The 16,402-nt window shown below is 38.2% G+C and carries 10 protein-coding genes; 3 read left to right on the top strand and 7 right to left on the bottom strand.

The window, feature by feature from the left end:
• Together ACIQZ6_RS09075 and ACIQZ6_RS09070 are read left to right on the top strand one after the other, a co-directional pair.
• A partial coding sequence (locus ACIQZ6_RS09075; RefSeq protein WP_395810328.1) for a gliding motility-associated C-terminal domain-containing protein occupies positions 1-609 on the top strand: 609 nt, incomplete at its 5' end.
• Positions 610-627: 18 nt separating this feature from the next.
• Positions 628-1,524, top strand: a complete 897-nt coding sequence (locus ACIQZ6_RS09070; RefSeq protein WP_395810326.1) for a PorP/SprF family type IX secretion system membrane protein — start codon at positions 628-630, stop codon at positions 1,522-1,524.
• Positions 1,525-2,218: 694 nt separating this feature from the next.
• Here the strand turns inward: ACIQZ6_RS09070 and ACIQZ6_RS09065 are convergent.
• The 7 genes from ACIQZ6_RS09065 to ACIQZ6_RS09035 form a co-directional block, all read right to left on the bottom strand.
• Positions 2,219-3,661, bottom strand: a complete 1,443-nt coding sequence (locus ACIQZ6_RS09065; protein WP_395810324.1) for an arylsulfatase — start codon at positions 3,659-3,661, stop codon at positions 2,219-2,221.
• Positions 3,662-3,899: 238 nt separating this feature from the next.
• Positions 3,900-4,817 (bottom strand): hypothetical protein, encoded by a 918-nt coding sequence (locus ACIQZ6_RS09060; protein WP_395810322.1) that lies wholly within the window; start codon positions 4,815-4,817, stop codon positions 3,900-3,902.
• Positions 4,818-5,055: 238 nt separating this feature from the next.
• Positions 5,056-5,742 carry a hypothetical protein gene (locus tag ACIQZ6_RS09055; protein ID WP_395810320.1) on the bottom strand — a complete coding sequence of 229 codons (687 nt, stop codon included), beginning with the start codon at positions 5,740-5,742 and terminating at the stop codon, positions 5,056-5,058.
• Between the two features lie 49 nt (positions 5,743-5,791).
• Entirely contained in the window at positions 5,792-9,046 is a 3,255-nt protein-coding gene (locus ACIQZ6_RS09050; RefSeq protein WP_395810318.1) for a T9SS type A sorting domain-containing protein, read from the bottom strand.
• Between the two features lie 4 nt (positions 9,047-9,050).
• The gene (locus ACIQZ6_RS09045; RefSeq protein WP_395810316.1) at positions 9,051-10,652 is read right to left on the bottom strand and encodes an SUMF1/EgtB/PvdO family nonheme iron enzyme; all 1,602 of its coding nucleotides are present in this window, start codon (positions 10,650-10,652) and stop codon (positions 9,051-9,053) included.
• A 195-nt stretch (positions 10,653-10,847) separates the two neighbouring features.
• On the bottom strand, positions 10,848-11,123 hold the full coding sequence (locus ACIQZ6_RS09040; RefSeq protein ID WP_395810314.1) for a transposase: 276 nt from the start codon (positions 11,121-11,123) through the stop codon (positions 10,848-10,850).
• Between the two features lie 113 nt (positions 11,124-11,236).
• Positions 11,237-11,533, bottom strand: coding sequence for a Dabb family protein (locus ACIQZ6_RS09035; protein WP_395810312.1), 297 nt, complete (start codon positions 11,531-11,533; stop codon positions 11,237-11,239).
• A 338-nt stretch (positions 11,534-11,871) separates the two neighbouring features.
• On the opposite strand from ACIQZ6_RS09035, the gene ACIQZ6_RS09030 reads away from it, so the two are divergent.
• Entirely contained in the window at positions 11,872-14,898 is a 3,027-nt protein-coding gene (locus tag ACIQZ6_RS09030; RefSeq protein WP_395810310.1) for a gliding motility-associated C-terminal domain-containing protein, read from the top strand.
• Positions 14,899-16,402 lie beyond the last annotated feature (1,504 nt).

Raw genomic sequence — 16,402 nt, 5'->3', positions numbered from 1 at the left:
ACTACAGATAAAGCGGGTTGGAGCTTTGATAAAGCATATAGTATAACAATCAGTCAGTTACCAACGCTTACAGGTACGGGCAATGAATTTGGCACACAATTACAAGCAGTAGCCAGTACCACTCCTAAAATCAGTAAAGGTTTAACCTCTAAGCTGAATGTGAGCGGAATAGATATGGCCTCTTATAGTTGGAGTCCATCTGCTAGCTTAAGTTCAACAAACACGTATAATCCGATAGCTAAACCTAGCCAAACACAGATTTACTCGGTTACGGTAACCAACGTTTATGGAAGTTCAACTACCCTAAGCATTACTGTAGAGGTAGTGGAAGATTGGAACATTGTTGCATACAATATTCTAACGCCAAATGGAGATGGTCAAAACGATAAATGGGAGATAGAAAACATAAGCAGCTATCCTAATAATCAGTTAATTATTACGGACCGTTCCTCGAGAATTGTATACCAAAAATCAGGTTATGCCAATGATTGGAATGGCTTGTTTAATGGCGCACCACTTCCTACTGATACCTATTACTATATTTTGACCTTTGATTTACCTTCAGGTAAAAAAGTAAGTAAAAAAGGATTTATTACAATAACCCAATAAGTTTTAGTAGACCAACAAATGAAAATCAAATTCAATCCATTGATACAACTAGGAGCGCTAGCACTGGTATTTACCTTAAGTATTTCTAGTTCAAGCGCCCAAATTAACCCTTTAGGAGCTCAGTATTTCCAGAACCAATATTTGGCTAATCCAGCTATGGTAGGATACCAAAGTGGTATGCGTTTAAACTTAGGCTACCGTAACCAGTGGGATAACATTCCGGGTTCACCTAAAAATGTATCGGTCACTGGCGATTATGGTACTGAAAAAGTAGGTGTGGGTATTAACTTTTTCAAAGATGAGGCCGGCTTACTTAACCGCAACCGTATTCAGGCAAGCTATGCCTACCACTTACCCTTGAATGATGATAGCAAAAAACTGCATTTTGGTATTTCATTGGGCTTACAAACCGAACGATTAGATAACCAAGCCATTGTAGGTTCAGCCAATGACCAAACAGCGATCCGTTTCAATGACCAGGAAAGCATCTTAGATGGTGACTTTGGAATGGCTTATACCTCTAGCAACCTGAGTATTATGGGTTCGATATCAAACTTAAAGCGTCAATTAGAGATTGAAGATCAGCAATCAGCAGATTTTGGTACATTTTATGCGGCAATAGGCTATAAGATTAAAAGTACCGACTGGAATATTGAGCCTAGGGTGGCTTATCGTGGTGTTCGTAATTTCCAGAACATTCTTGATGTGGGTGCAGAAATCAGAACCGCATCCGATCAGTTAGGCTTCATGGGTATGTACCATAGCAATAAGAGCATGAGTTTTGGTTTGAGCTATCATCAAAAGAAAGACTGGCAATTATTTTTACTCTACAACAACCCAACACAGGAATTGAAGAGTTATGCCACCGGAACATTTGAGATAGGCTTGCAACTGAACTTGATCAAGAAGAAATAACTATTTCACCGGTCTTGCTATTAAAAACCAGTGCGCTAGCGCACGCGTGTCGCGTGTGCTTTTCCAAAAACAGCTACATAGGGATTTATTTATGTCAGTTTCACAAAGTTCCCTCACCAGCTGAAGGGCAGGTTTCGGGATGCCATCGCTTTTAGATTGAAATTTATTTTTATAGACGCTATGCACCTGTTATCCCTGCCGGTAGGCAGGCAATGCCGCGCAATGCGATTATGAATCTGAAGTCCAAATATTTTTTATCCGAAACGCTATCACAGACCTTTAATAAGCATTGTTCCGCCTTGGCTGGTGCGGCAATTACAGTCTTAGCCATCGTAGAACCTTTCATAGCATCAGGCGCAGCGGTGGGTTTATTCGCTATTGTTTACTGTTTTTTAAAGGTGCTAATGGTCTGGTCTTATCCGGCTTTTACTTTGGTTGGTATTTACACCAAGAACTTATGTTTCTCCCGCTCATATTCGCTGGGGCCTAGTGTCTTTTGTCTTTGAAGAAATAGGCATTTTGAATAGCAAATTATTTTAGACTCAGCTAGTTTTATGTTTGTGTTGCTATCTATTTATTGCTGATTTTGGTGAATGCAAGCATGCCCCCAATGGCAATGTTTAATCTAATGGCATATTATAAATTTCTTCTGGGCGGTGTTCAGCTTTATTAATTTTTAGGCATTAAACTCATCCTAATACCTCACTATCACATCATTCTTTTGATCTCTGCCCTCAGTTGATCTCCCGGATTCTATTTGCTTTTTCAGCAAAGCGGTTAATTCTGTTACAACTGCAGGTAATGAGGAAGCTAAATTATTCTGCTCTTTGATATCCGTTTTAAGATTGTAAAGTTGTACAGGAGGCAATTTTAATTTTATGGCATCTGATTCTGTTGGGACACTCCATCCGCCTGATCCTCTAGCCAAGATAAGTTTATAATCTCCTTTTCTGATGGCAAATTTCCCATCAATTGAATGATGAATAATTGATTCGCGCTTAAAATCTTCTGCTTTATTCAATAGAATTGGCAATAGGCTATAACTATCTTCTGCCTGTTGATCAGATAATTTTGTGCCAATAATACTTGCAGCTGTGGCCATGAAATCTGTTAATGAAATGGTTTGTGATGACACGCTATTTGGAGCTATTTTTCCGGGCCATTTAATAATAAATGGAATTCGGTGTCCGCCTTCATATATATCTGCTTTAGAGCCTCTATAACCGGCACTTGAAAAATGATCTTTTGCTTCGAGGGTTTTAAAATCTGACATCGGTGATGCCCCATTATCACTAGTAAAAACTAGGATGGTATTTTTGTCTAAGCCAGTTTGTTTCAGGGCAGCTTTTATTTGCCCCAGTACGGCATCCGTTTTTAAAACAAAATCAGCATAGGCATTAATGCCAGACTTACCTTCAAATTCGCTGGTAGGCAAAATAGGTGTATGAGGGGCTGTCAAAGGCAGGTATAAAAAGAATGGCTCGGTTTGGTTTTTTGCTCGGTTTGTCAGGTAAGTTATTGCTTTATTCGTAAAATCGTCTAATACATCTGCGTGCTTTTGCCCTGCACCAATTGGTCCCTCACGCCAAAATCCAGCTCCCTTATTTTCTTTAATATTTTCTATTTTTTTTGTTGTTACGCGCTGATTTTCAATATAAACATAGGGTGGAATATCGAGCGAAGCACTAATAATATAACTATAGTCAAAGCCCGCAGAATTGGGGCCAGTGCTTAGGGGCTTTGAAAAATCTACTTGATCATTTTTGTCTTTTTGCCATCCTAAACCTAAATGCCATTTTCCAATACAAGCCGTGTTATACCCTTTATTTTTGAAAAGATTAGCCAAGGTAAATCTGTCGCGTGCAATTAGGGCGGTGTCATATCCCCATAAAACCCCATTTTGCAAATGGGTTCGCCAGGCATATCTGCCAGTTAATATGCCATAGCGAGTGGGTGTGCACACTGCCGAACCACTATGTGCATCTGTAAACCGCATTCCTTCTTTGGCCAGGGCATCGATGTTTTTAGTTTGAATTTTAGAGTTTTTATTAAATGCTGACACATCGCCAATTCCTAAGTCATCTGCCAATATATAAATGATGTTAGGTTTTTCAATCTGTGAAAAAACAGAGGTCACTGCAAAAATTAAGCAACAAAGAATTAGGTAAAAGCGCATATTTCTGAATTTATTTTAACGATGATCATCATTAAAAATAGCAAATAAATAAGGTATTCAAGGAATTGAAATGGAGCGCCATAAATCTAAATTATCTTAATCCTGAATTTTTATAGCATAGGCTAATTAGTAGATTGAGATACTCAATACACTGGAATTCATAATCATCTAAGTTGGGGCTGCCAGGAGGCGTTTGCATTTAATCCATCAATAGTTGCCTAAAACTAAAAAGCTCTTTTAATTTTGGATCAACTATTACTTTTACGGAGGCCATGTCGGCATCGCCAAATACCTGTAGTCGGGTAAAATTAAGGATGGTGCTTTTCTTATCCGGATTGAATAGTGGCTTATCTACAATAAAGCGATGCGAATCGCCATTTACCCATAAAACGGGCTTTTCGTATTGTATGCTTAGTGCAGCTAATTTTTCTCTGATTTTTTGAAAGCCAGAAGAGCCGTTTCCCATGTAAAACATATCTGCCTGGGTAAACATGACCAGTCCTTTCTTATCTGCAGCTTTTGCATACAATTCTTCAAGCCAGGCTAAATTTGCCTTTTCGCGTTCAATGAATTCGGTATTATCACCGCTTTCCTTCAAATTGTTGTTTGTGCCAACCAAATGGATTGTTGCAAACTGGATTCCGCCATATTCCCAGGATACATTTTCAACATATCTGGCAAATTCTGGATTTTCTGCCTGACTTCTGAGGGGTATTTTTACAGATCCAAAACTCTGCTTTTCTTTAAAGAACATTTTTCTTAGTAAGGCCAAACGCTCAAGAGGGTCATATGCTCCTGCTGCTTTTCGGTTACAATCGGTCCATTCATTATCGCCAGGGGTATAAATCAACGGCTTTTTAAATGTTTCAAAATACCCATAGATCTTAGAAAAATATTCATCTGAACAGGGTGTTGATCCTGATTTGAAATCTCCGACATGTACACTGAATGCTAATTTTTGATGGTTTATCTGAGAAATCAGATTTTCAAAGCGCTCATAATCATTAGGTAAGCAATAGGGCATATCTCCGAAAGCGATAAACTCGAATTTTTTTGATTGTGCAAATGTCAGGGTTCCTAAAAATAATAGCAGGAGGCTTAAATAGGTGGTTCTCATGGGTGAAGTTTAAATGGCTGAGCGAAAGTAACTAGACTTTATTAGTTTGCAAATTTTGGTAGGATAATTTGGTTTTTCAAGGTATGAGGAATGAGGTATGAGGTATGAAGTATGAGGAATGAGTGCTGATTTGAAATTATCAGTTTTAACATGGAACAATCTGTAAATGATATGACCAATCATCCTTAAAAATTTAAAACAGATTATACTTTTTTAAACCTTATAAATCCTGAACGTGCTAATTAACCATAAATTGAATTATGCCTGAATCAGAAACATTGCCTTTGGAATCTCGCGTAATAACCTTCCAATAATAGGTTGTATTTGCTTTTACGGAAACATCTTTCACTGTGTTGGATGTTATTTTACTAGTTAAAATTGGTGGTGTAGTTGAAGTGCCTAAATAAATATCATAGTTAAGGATGTCTCCATCTACGTCGCTGCCTTTCCATTCAAGATTAATATTTCCTGAAATTGGCTGTATAATTTGTTCCTTTTTTGGCGAAATAATCTCAGCCGGAAATGGACTATATGAAATCACTCCAGGTCCTGAATTGTAGAATTTCCATGTATCACTTTTTGCAACAAATGAATTCTTTGTATTTCTGGATGAAACAAACCAGGAATATGGGGTATTTCGTAATAATAAAATTTCAATATTAGGTGTATTTACTACTTTATTTATACTAGTGCCTGTTATCAAATTTTTAATAGAAAATTCATAAGTCTCTGTATTTGTAGAGGAGTTCCAGGTAAAATTAATTGAGCTTTCTGTTATAGAAATAATAGTTCCTTCTACGCAAATTGAATTATCATTTGGAAAAACCAGGATTGCTTTTTCAGGTTGTGGGTCTATTTTTTCACTTTTCTTACATCCAACACTGATAAGTAAAAATAGGAGTATTATTAAAATTCTAAATTTCATTTTACAAAAATTAGGTTCCATATTAAAACTTTCATCGGATCAAAACTGACTATTGTTTAAGTACTTTACTAGTAATAACAAAATCATTGGTAGATAATCGCACATAATAGGTGCCACTAATCAGGTGAGTCAGGTCAATTTCTGCGATGCCACCACTATTATTAATAAAAGCAGAATAAACAGTTTTCCCACTTGAATTTGTAATACTGATGTTGGTTTTTGATACGATATTTCGAAGGTCAATTTTCAATATATCCTTAAATGGACTTGGATAAACTAAAGATTCGGAGAATCCTTGTACATTCTCAGTAATTACACCTTGGCATGGAATTCCGGTCGATATTTTTATTTCGTTATTTCCATTCGCCATTGGAAGACTAAAATTAGATAGTTTAGTTTTGTACTCTTTCCCATTCAATTCAATAATATAGGAGGTGCTTCCTGTTAGGGTTAAGTTAATAATCTTTGTGCTACGGTCTATTGACATATATGCCTTTAGTTCCTTGGGTTCTGAAATTACGAGTTCATAACATTGCACAAAATCTTTTTTGCCTTCAATGGTTATACAAACAGAATAATTTCCAGGTTTTAGATTTGTTATTTCAATTGAATCTGAAAATGAATATGTTTTATTTATCGCTTGCCCCTTAATAACGGCAGTATAGTTAAGTTTTTTTTCTGCTTTTATTTCAATTTTACCATTATCACTTGATACGCAAGTTGAGCCGATTGTGCGCACCATAAAATTAGTATTAGGCAGGTCATTAACTTTAAATGTCCTGGTTTCCTGTACAGGTTGATAATTTGAGTTGCCAGCCTGTACAGCCTTAACCACCACGGTGCCAGAACCTGTAATTGTGAGTGTATTTCCGCTAATTGTTGCAGGACCGGAGACAATTGAAAAGGTGACAGGCAGAGAAGAGCTCGCATTAGCCGTCAAAGCAAATGGTATGTCCCAAAAATTCTTATCTGGAATTTCATTGAATGTTAGGGATTGTATCGCAATACTGATTCCAGTACCGGAAATACTAAATGTATTATTTGACAGACCCACTATTTCATCCTGTGTTCCAGTTTCTGAAATTCTGATCTTACATTCATTTGTAATTTCACTAACACTGAAAATGAATCCCTGCTTATATATTTGTCCTGATTTTGGAATAGCACTTCCAGGTACAGTCCATTGATAACTACCTGTTTTTGAATCAACAGCAACGCTTATGGTTTTCCATGTTTTTCCGTTATCTGTTGTGTATTCTATTTTTACCGAGTCAGAAACATTGACAGTACTCCAGGTAATCAGGTATTTAGTGCCTGCTACCAGAACTTCACCTGCCTGCGGTTTGGTGACTAATATTTTTGAGATATTGCTTCTAGAAGCATGACCATCATAGTTGCCCCCTTTAAATTTAGAACCGGATGCTGCATTAAATTTTCGTTCAAAATTGATCGCTATAGAGTCTTTGATCGATGTATTTTCTACACTAACTACTTTTAAATCATACAATCCTGAAATATCCTGTTTGTTAATAAACAAAAAGGATCCTGCCTCGGCTTGATAGTTTTTGATAATATTTGTCCAGGCTGATGAAGATTTTTTCCTAATAGAAATATTCAATTTAGAAATCCCTGAATGAATCCATGAGATAGGAATAATACTGTTGGCATCGCCAATAAAGGTTGTATCTGAGGTAAGCTGTACATAACCATTTTTAATTTCAAACAATCCACTTATACTTTTTATTGTGGAATCGCTGGCTGAGCTTATTTTTATAAGTCCTTTGACGGTAGGAGTACCTGGAATTTCCCAATTGTATTTTTTGGCATTTGCTGAATAACTTTTGTTTATCAGAGTCCAAGACTGACCATTATTTATTGAAAAATGAATGGCTAAATCTTCAATATTTTGAGATTCCCAGGTAATAAAGGTATTTGAAAGTCCATTTAGCTTTGATCCTGCTGCAGGATTTAAGATTTGGATAGTAGCCTTTAAATTTGATACCTGACTAAAACCATCATAAGACCCTCCCTTATATTTTGAAAATGTACTACTTATTGATTTTATGCTTACTACAGACTTTGATGAATCCTGCACTGAATTATTAGTTGATTTTATTTTAAATTCAAGTGAATCTGTAGATAATGTGGAAGGTGGAATCCAAATATAGTTTAATGATAATGCTGATAAAGAGTTGCTTATAGTTTTCCAAGGCATTACTTTACTAGTACGATATTTTATCGACAAGAAATCTACTCCATTATTTACCCATGAGATTTGTATTGGTTGTCCCTGAACATAATAAGCATTTTCTGGATTTTCAAGAGCAATACTTTTTAGCGGAATTTTGAAGGGTATGGTATTTAAGGCTTTCAAAATTGGATTTTCAACAGATGAAATTCGAATGATTCCAGTATTAGTTATGTTGGAAGGTACTCTCCAGTCTAATTTTTTGGCATAGGCTGGGTAGGCATCATTTATTATTGACCAGTTTAAGCCACTATCTGCAGAGAACTCAATTTTAATGAACTCAATATTGTTATAGTCCCATTTTATTGTTTGATTAGATGATGCGGCAAAAGTTTCTTTTCCTAAAGGAAAAAGTAAACTTAGTTTAGGAGATATGTTAGAGACCGCACTATGGCCATCAAAGCTTCCACCCAAAAATTTCTTATTTGAAGAAACAGGGTTTGAAATGACAGGAGCATTCCAGGCAATTGAAATAGCTGAATTATCGGCAGATTCTATTTTTAATCTTATTGTATTGCCAGTAATTTGAGGTACAAGCCAAGTAAATGCCTCTGCTAATGCCGGATATCCTTTTCGAATTAGGGTATAATTGGCACCTCCATTAATCGAGTAATAAATATTTAATTTCTCAATAGTTTTACTTTTCCATCCAAATCTAAATGCATTTCCTTTTACTAGGGTTGTTGTACTATCTGTGTCGAGTTTTAGCTCTGGTTCGGAAATTATAAAATACCCTGGATTAACACTTGCAATGCTGCTGTTTTCGATATCTGAGATTCTAATCTTACCTTTTAAAGTTGGTTTTGCAGGAACAAGCCACGGATATTTGGAAGCAGAAGATGGATAAGAACTAATAATTGTAGTCCATGATATTCCCTCATCAGAGGAGTATTCAATTTTAATATTATCCACATTACTACTTTCCCAGCTGATATTAAAATAATCTCCACCTGAAATTACTTGTCCATTAGCTGGTGTTTTGAGTAGCAGGGCATTTTGGGCAAAGGCAAACTGAGTAAACAGGCCCGTAATAAGAAATAATATCAGACGTTTCAATGAATCAATTATCAGATGGAGCTGAACGAACTAACCTAAACCCACTATATTGGCTTCCAGTTGACCTCCCTGAAACCGTACTATTCTTATTTATTGTGGATGACCAGCTATCAAAACTATTTCCACTGAACCAATGGCTCAAAGTGGGATAGCCACTTGAGGCATTTTCGCCAACGCCATTGGCATCTTTAAACGAGCGAGAGCTTTCAGTGCTTAAACTAATAACGAGTTCAGATACATTATCATTAAGACCCATGATTCCATAATAGCTTGCACCAGAGCTTTTTCTGCTGGAGGTACTTGTTGCGAAAATTCCTACTCGGTAAGGGCCGGTTCCTCCATCACCTCCTTCAATAGTATTAACATCCCAAGCTAAAAATTTTGTTGAATCGGATGTTGTAGATGATTCTGTTCCATTTTCTGCCCCATTGAGCTTTAGTGAGTTTATTACAAGACTATTGGGGCCAATTGTAATCATATTGCCTAGTGGATTTTGTCCATTTGCACGATCATAAAAAGTTGGAGCCATAGGCCCCCTCGCTGCTTTTTCAAACTCAAGCTCAGTCATTGGCCTTAATGAGCTCCAATTTGCAAATGCAAATACTTGATTAGAATTGACATAATCCATTGCACGGTCTGGCCTTGAAACGATATAGGTTTCACCTTGTTTTTCTATTGAAAATCGTGCAAGTGATTGACTCGGCGTAGAAGTAGGAAATAATATATTTGGAACGGTTAATCCAGCTGCTAGGTTATTTACCTTAGTGGTGTTCAAAAAATCTGTGTATTGACCTTGGCTAACCTCATATTTCATAGTATAAAAAGCTTTATATCCGACAGGAAAATTTGGATATTTAAAAGGCTCTGAATTATTTATACCTACACCCTTTGTCCCATTGATGTAAATGCCATCTTTTATTACTTGGTCGCCAGAATACATAGCGCTCGAATTTGCCAAGGCTGTTGTTAATTTAGGAGTAGTTTTGTCAGAAATAATAGAAAACATAGGGGTATTTCTTCCAAATTTTGCGGTATCTGTAATAATAAAATTTTGAAATAATGAGGGCACTAATCGGTCGCTTGCGATCTGTGATAAATTATCTTTTGTATGTGTATAGGAATCTCCAAATGCAAAATTTCCTTGTGGAACGTAAACCATTTCTGTTACAAAAAACCTTATTTCAGCACTATCAATATTTGCAACCGAATCGATACCGTAGTTCCATACAAGTTTTATACCGCTTAAGTCTATATTCCCTGATCCTTTTACTGATCGATAAATAAAAGCACCCATTTTATCACTTGGGACTACAATTTTAGCGGTTTGCGGATTGCCTTCAATAGAATTTCCAGTACTTTGAAACTTGATATGCTTCCAAGAGCCATTTGCTCTTTTTACCTTCGCAGTAACCCATGCAGCATCCCAGTTGATATCATCTCTCCAGGAATTTTCCCATGACAAATCAAATTTTATTTTTACATCCTTTGTGGTTTTAAGTGTATCTGTGAGGCTTAGTTTTTTAATTCTAATATTATTTGCAAATATTGCCTCTCCACAAGAAATGAACAAAAAAACCAGTAAAATACTTTTTATATATTTTTTCATAATTCAAAAATTAACTAACTATATTAAATTAGTGATTGAATATAGTTAGTGGATTCAAGAGGTTGCTTAACCTAAATATTTATACAAATTAGACACATATTTTTATTTTTTTGAAGAGAGTCTTCTTTTATGGATTTAATTTCTATTTTTTTAATATAATTTATTTTTAAATTAAATTATTTTCATTATGTAAGTTCAAGTAATAAGTGCAATTTTTTGTTGTAGCACTTGATTAGGTGTTGAATAGTTAAATTTTCGTACTGGTCTATTGTTTAATTTTCTTTCTACAAGTTTAACATCTTTCTTGCTAACAATCAAAAGGTCTGTTTTCTTAGGAAAAAATCTTCTGATAACACCGATTCTATTTTCTACAGTTCCCTTGTCTTGGCTTGTATATGGCCTGGTAAAATAAGTATCAGCAGTCACTTTTTGACCAATAGACTGATATTTTACTTTGTCATTCTTACTCAAATTGATGCATTTATTGTCATTCCATAAATAAATCATTATACAAATTACTATTAGAAAATCTGAGGAATTAGCATTAAAGGCTTAGCCTTTTATTTAATGAAATACATAGAGCCCTACTCCGCATCGTAAATAACCACTTTATCAAAGAATACTCTAAACTCTTCTAAAAAAGCTTTATGTAAAGGGTGTACTTGGTATACGTCATGTGCAGCCATATCCTCAAAAGCAAGAAATAAACTAAATGTATATGTGGTATCCACTACTGCACGCTCAATTGGTGCTGGAATGCCTAAATGAAAGAATTTAACGACTTCTATTTTTTCAAGTGTGCTCAAGCTCAATTTAAAAGCAATTTTTTGTTCGTCGGTAGTGTCGGCTTTTAGCCAGAATAATACGTGGTGCGCTATCAAATATTTATATTTTTGATACAAATATAATTATGTACCGGAAAGCAGATTGAGAATTTTGAAATTGATTAAAATATAGCTCTTTCAGATCTTAGTTATTGAAGAAAAAACAACTAATTTCAGTAAAAAAATCGAATAAATTGATGGGTATTGGCATCTATAAAAACTCTTTCTACGTATATTACCAAGAAAAATTATCCATGCATTTATCGGTTTAAGGGAGGTTTTCTGGTTTCTGTGTTGCTTTTCTTATGAAAAAACTTCATATTTAAAAAAGGACGCCACAGGCAGTTCTTCGGTAATCTTATCCGCCTTATTCTGTGACGGATAGTATATAGAAAATGAAGAGTTTAATTATATGTTTGGTTTTTCTATGGGTGTTTTTGTCTTTCACAGACTCAAATGCCCAGGCGCCAACTATCAGCTCATTTTTGCCTACACAGGGTTCTGTAGGAACGCTGGTAACAATTACCGGAACCGGACTCAACACGCCTGAATCTGTTGAGATTGGTGGAAAGGTGGCCTTGGTCATTGCCAGTACCTCAACTTCCATTACGGCCTACGTAATGCCCGGAACAATTACAGGCTCCATTTTAGTAAAGAATACTCTTGGTTCAGTTTATAGTTCCAGTAAGTTTACACCTCTTAATACTCCCTATCCCAATACGCAGCAAGGTTCAAAACTGGTTGGTGATGGTAGTATCGGTATAGGCGGACTTGGCAGATCGGTGGCCATTAGTGCCGATGGTAATACAGCAATTGTTGGCGGTACTTCTGATAATGCGCAGCAGGGGGCAGCATGGATCTATGTTCGAAATAGTGGCCTTTGGGCTCAGCAGGGACCTAAACTGGTTGGAAGTGGGAATGTTGGTCCGGCGCAACAGGGAAAGTCGGTAGGCATTAGTGCCGATGGAAATACCGTGGTGATTGGAGGTAATAATGATAATAATGGGATGGGTGCGGTTTGGATCTTTACTAGAAAGAATGGAATCTGGACCCAGCAGGGCGATAAGTTAGTTGGGACTGATACCGACGCTGCATTTTTGCCGGTAAGTCAGGGTTTTTCGGTTGGGATGAGTGCCGATGGAAACACGGTGATTGTGGGTGGACCTTACGATAGTTCTAGTCGTGGTGCAGCCTGGGTATTTATTAGAAAGGGTACCACCTGGTTACAAGATGGAGGCAAATTATTTGATGATAGCAATGTAAACGGATCGCAGGGACAGGGAATTTCTGTGGGGTTGAGTGCTGATGGGAATACGGCCATTGTAGGCGCACCTTTAGAGAATTCGCAAGAAGGTGCAGCCTATGTTTTTGTAAAAAGTTCTTCTGCCTGGGATAGACTTCCTAAAAAATTGGCCATAACAGATTATGTGAGTACCAAATGGCAGGGAATATCGGTTGCGCTCAGTGCCGATGGAGCCACTGCCATAGTTGGGGGCTCGGTTGATGGAAATGCCAGAGGTGCAGCCTGGGTTTTTCAAAAAAATGGCGCAGAATGGAATCGTAAGGGTTTGAAAATGGTGGGTACCGGAAGCTCGGCAGATGCGGCTCAGGGCTGGAAGGTATCCATTAGTGCCGATGGAAATACTTCGCTAGTAGGCGGATATAAAGATAATTGGACGAATGGTGCAGCATGGGTTTATACTTGGACAGATTCCAAATGGATTCAGCGCGGCCCTAAACTGACCGGTATTGGAAGTAAAGGCTTGGCTAATCAGGGGCACTCACTTGCTTTAAGCGCAGATGGTTCAACGGCTATTGTTGCAGGAAATGTTGATAATAACCTACAGGGAGCCAGTTGGATATTTACAACGGGGCCGGCAATATCTATTAGCCTCAATGAGTATAGTTCCATATTCTGTAAGGGATTAACCGAAACCAGTTTTTCATATAACGGAACAGAGGGCGACCCCGATCTTTACAGTATTATTTGGGATGCAGATGGTATTGCTGCCGGTTTGACGAATGTGATCGATCAGCCACTGCCTCCAGCAAGTATACTCGTGAAATTACCTGCATCGCTTGCCGATGGTGTTTATAATGGGGCATTGAAAGTTAAGAACAGCCGTACCGCAGAAAGTAGTACCGGCTCCATCTTTACCTTGGTAATTCCGGAACTTCCAAAAATTTCGCCCATTACCGGGGCAGGTAGTTTGGCTGTGGGATCAGGGACCAAACTGGTATCCGCTACAGCTAATGGGGTGTGGGCCAGCAGTTCGAATGCAATAGCAACGGTGAATGCCAGCACTGGGCAGGTTAGCGCGATTGCGGAAGGTGCGATAACCATCACCTATACGGTAACCAATGCCGCCGGATGCAGTAATGCTGTAAGTTTTAATTTGCTAGTGCTTTCTACTTCATCGCTTCAGTCTATTTCTTTCCAACCCATGCCAGTCAAAACCTATGGCGATGAAGATTTTACTCCGGGTGCGGTTCATGCCAACTCTTCTAACTCAATAGTGTATACCAGCAGCGATAGTCAGGTGGCAACGATAACTCCTGCCGGTTTTATCAAGATAAAGGGTGTAGGATTAGCGCTCATTACTGCTTCACAATCGGATAATCTTGCAATTAATGCTTCTCAAATTTTAACCGTTAAACCCAAAGATCTGAGTATCACGGTGAATGATCAGAGTCGGGTTTATGGTATTCCAAATATGGAATTTACCATCGTTTATACTGGTTTTGTGCCCGGCGAAGGGGTTTCGGTACTCGAAAAATTGCCTGTAGTTTTAAGTGCTGCCTCGATCAGTTCTGTGCCCGGAACTTATCCGATTGTAGCCAGCTCTGCATTGGCAGCAAATTATTCAATTTTGTATGTGGATGGCAAACTTTTGATCAGTAAAGCCAACCAGACATTAGATTTTGAACCCATTCCTAATAAAAAGTTGAGTGACTTGAGCTTCAGACTGAATGCAACCACTAATTCTGGGTTGCCAATAAGTTTTACGAGTAATGCTCCGTCTATTGCATCGATTATTCGTCCCAATCAGGTGATTATTAATTCTACTGGTAAAGTGAGGATTGAAGCCAGCCAGTCGGGCAATGAGAATTACAACCCCATTACTGCTTTTTGGGAGTTCAACATTTTTTCAGATTTTTTTACCCTGAATGCAAATGCTTTTTCGCCAAATGGAGATGGTGTTAATGATCAATGGATGCTTCCTGGTTTGGATGCTGACACTACCGCGTTGGTTCAGGTTTATAACCGTTATGGCAAGTTAGTGTTTCAAAGTGTAGCCTATCCAAAGGCATGGGATGGATATTTTCAAGGGGCTTTACTCCCACAAGGGATTTATTATTATAAAATTTCTAGCAGGGCTGGAAAGCAGTTGCTCTCGGGTGCGGTGACTTTGATTTATTGATTGCTGGCGTATACTTGCTGCGTTTGCCACGTAAATTCTAGTTATTTTGATGTTTTTCCCGCTCATAGCCGCGGGGGCCTAGTTCTTTTTCTGTAGCAAAAAAGAACCATGCCGAGGCGGTACGACGAGACCATGAGCACCTTTAAAAAACATAAACAACAGCGAATAAACGCTACCGCTACGCCTGCTGCTATGAAAGGTTCTGCGAGGGCTGGGACAGTAATTGCCGCACCAGTCAATGCGGAAGAACGGTTATTAAAGGTCTGTGCTAGCGTGGCGGATAAAAAATAATTGTGATTCACCGTCTTGCGCGGCATTGGACAAGGCGTTAATTCTAATTCATCCTTACTACAAAATTCAAAGCCTTGTACGCAGCCGTTGGTGGATGAACGTTCATAACTCGCACTAACGCTCATCTTAGTACGCTGTCAAATTTTGACTAAAAAGAATAAATACTAAATGTAGCAGAATATCCGAGCGTGGGGATGAAAGAACGGCGGGCCAGGTGTTTTGCCCTGTGCGGTTGAAGCATCGTTCTTTCTTGAACTTTTGGTGCCTTTTGTTTCAAGACAAAAGACACAAAATATTGACATGAAAATTATTATAAAATAATTTTATGTTTCTTGTGCTTGGTGGTACCAAGCACATATAATTTCACTCCGCTCATAGCCGCGGAGGCCTAGTTCTTTTTCTGTAGCAAAAAAGAACCAAAACGCTACCGCTGCGCCTGCTGCTATGAAAGGTTCTGCGAGGGCTAGGACTGTAATTGCCGCACCAGTCAAGGCGGAGGAGAGGTGAACGGAGGTTCAGTGAATGGACGATTTGTTTAAGATTTATATAAGTTTTCCAGTACTTAGATTTAGCTACCCACACTCCTAAAGCTCCACTTAATTACTTCACTGAACCTTTTTTATAACCGTCTTGCGCGGCATTGGACAGGGCGTTAGATCTAATTGCATCCCAAAACAAATTATCAAAGCCCTGTACGCAGCCGTTGGTGGATGAACGTTCCCCACTCCCACTAACGATCACCTTAGTACCCTGTCAGATTTTAACTAAAAAGAATAAATAAAAAATGAACTACAATACCCGAGCGGTGGGATGAAAGAACGGCGGGCCAGGTGTTTTGCCCTGTGCGGTGGAAGCATCGTTCTTTCTTGATGTTTTGGATACTTTTTCATCAAGAAAAAAGTATCAAATATTCTTTGCTCCAAAGGAGTCCCTTGGACCAAAGGCAAAAACAAATTTTCTTATGCTTGGTGTTACCCACCAAGCATTTTATAATTTCACTCCGCTCATAGCCGCGGGGGCCTTACCTTTTTCTGTAGCAAAAAAGGACCAAGCCGAGGCGGTACGACGAGACCATGAGGGCCTTTAAAAAACAATAAACTACACCGAATAAACGCTACCGCTGCGCCTGCTGCTATGAAAGGTTCTGCGAGGGCTAGGACTGTAATTGCCGCACCAGTCAAGGCGGAAGAGAGGTGAACGGAGGTTCAGTGAA

Origin of the sequence: Daejeonella sp. (assembly GCF_044348475.1) — a bacterium.
In the GTDB taxonomy this organism is placed as follows: domain Bacteria; phylum Bacteroidota; class Bacteroidia; order Sphingobacteriales; family Sphingobacteriaceae; genus Daejeonella.
This window is presented reverse-complemented; position numbering and strand designations above follow the sequence as displayed.